The 1475-nt window shown below is 30.6% G+C and carries 1 protein-coding gene; it reads right to left on the reverse strand.

The genetic code is table 11. The features are described 5' to 3' along the window. Positions 1–492: 492 nt before the first annotated feature. Positions 493–1475: SIR2 family protein (locus tag HG1285_RS01770; protein ID WP_008289308.1), on the reverse strand; the 983-nt coding region annotated here is incomplete at its 5' end.

Here is a 1475-nt window from a genome sequence, read left to right on the forward strand (position 1 = left end):
TTCAGCTAAAAAGGAGCAGTTAAAATAAAAGAAGAAGAAATAGAAGCGGGGATTTTAGAAAAGATACACGAAACAAACATAGCAGAGGCAAAATCAGGAAATTTATTCATAGCCGGATGGAGACCATTTATTGGCTGGATAGGAGGCTTTGCACTTGCATATCAATTTATACTTGCTCCATTTTTACATTCATTTTTTAAAGTATTCAATTTAAACTTTGAGCTTCCACAAATAGACTGGGGGATATTAATTCAGATTATATTAGCAATGCTTGGAATGGCAGGGCTAAGAACCTTTGAAAAAACAAAAGGTGTTCAGGATAGGCATTGAGGTCTATAATGAAGCACGAACCTTTAAACCTTTTAAAGCTTTACTTAAATAAGAAAAACTTTGACACAGTTAATATAAGCGGAATGCTATTTGTATTTAAGAAAAGTTTCTTTTTAAAAATCCTGCTTAAAATTTTAAGATGGCTATTAAAAAAAGAAGAAGTTATGATTCTATTAAATCAAAAAGATTTTCAACAATTTCCTCATCATTTTTCAGAAAAGCCTTGTCATCTTCAAGAACAACCTTCAAACGGTGATGAACAACTCTTTCTCCAAAAGCTTCTTGCAATGAAGGAAAGTATGAATCAGAAGGGAAATAAGGAACAATAGCATGCAATCTTAAGTCCTTATTCATACTTAACGCATGACGAATAATAGTATTAATATAGCTATCTCTAAATGCAAAACCTATAGCAACTAAATTTTTGACCTTTGGTAAAACATCAAGTAATGCAAAATGTAAGCTAAAGTAAGGTTCCTCATCTGCTACCCCTTTGTATCCCGGATAGATTAAAAACGGAACATCAGGGTCGTTAGGAGGATTTTTATCTCCAAGTATTATTAAATCCTCGTGAGGTCTCCAGTTAATAGAACCATGAAGCTTTAATATAGATACAGTATTAGGTTGGTAAATTCTATCTATTTCAAACTCAAACACAGGCAAAATAGATTTTAGTTTAAATCCAAGATAAATGTCTTTAACACCTCTTTCTATCCATTTTTGATGAATATCAGAAGATTTAGGAGAAAAAGCTTCTTCCAAAATTAAATCATAGTTAGTGGTAAACAAAATCAAAGGATTTGAATTAAAATCATAGCCATTAAATAGAGAATAATACAAATCAAAAGCCTTTTCATGGGAAAAACTACTTAACTTATCCAAGATAAATTCTTTTAGTTCTATAAACAATCTTTCTCCAACAGAAGCAAAAGAGTTAATAGCATTAGTAGCTGAAGATATAAAATTGGAATGTATAATATCCCCTCCATGAGGTTTGCTTGATAAATAATACCCTATTAAGCTATTTTTTAAACCTTCTATTTCACTTAAAATAGAGAAGACTTTTTCAATGTCTAAATCCTCAATATCTTCAACTTCCAAATATTTCATAATTACATCTAAAAGTTCAGTAAGCTGATTATTAG

It is taken from the genome of Hydrogenivirga sp. 128-5-R1-1, from assembly GCF_000171895.1.